1 pseudogene is annotated in these 604 nt (G+C 67.2%); it reads right to left on the bottom strand.

Going from position 1 to position 604, the window contains the following annotated elements:
• Positions 1 to 562, bottom strand: a pseudogene (locus EAO76_RS42170) (PhoH family protein); the annotation flags it as partial.
• Positions 563 to 604: the final 42 nt, after the last annotated feature.

The following is a 604-nucleotide window of genomic DNA, read 5'->3' as shown; positions in this document are numbered from 1 at the left end:
GGTCGGGCAGCTCCTCGGTGAAGAAATCGCTGCCACCGCTTGCTGCGGGGCGTGCAGAGGACACCAGTCCCGCCATGTAAGAGTGGAAGTGAGCAGCCGTGATCCCCTCCACCTCGGCCGTCTCTTCCTTGAGCCAGCTGCCCAACTGCCGGTTGAAGCAGCACAGCAGGACTCTCAGGCCGCTTCCGGCGAACCGCCGTGCCGCCTCCACCGCCACGAACGTCTTGCCCGTCCCCGCAGCTCCACGCACGAGGCACCGCCGGTTGGCGGCGATCATGTCGAGCACCTCGTACTGCTGCGCAGTGAAGGCTTGCGTCTCCCGGTCCATCCGCTGCCGCCGCAGCTTAGGCGGTTCGGCAAACTCGAATGAGGGCCGCAACGCCTCCAGGATTCTGGCGGCCTGGCCGGAATCCGGAGCGACGGATGCCGGGTTGAACCAGCCTGCTGTGGGAGTCGAGGCGAGGTGCGCGCGGTGAGCGTCCAGGACCCCGGCGACTAGCGTGGAGATGGGGCGGCTGTGCAGAGCCACTGTGTCGATCGCCTGCCATGTGTGCCACTCCATGGGTCCTGACACCGCGAACCGGCTGTGCGTGAACAGCACCGC

The sequence above is a fragment of the Streptomyces sp. sk2.1 genome, from assembly GCF_008120935.1.
Classification (GTDB): Bacteria; Actinomycetota; Actinomycetes; order Streptomycetales; family Streptomycetaceae; genus Streptomyces.
Note: the sequence above shows the minus strand (reverse complement) of the source record. Positions and strands in the feature narration are given on the sequence as shown.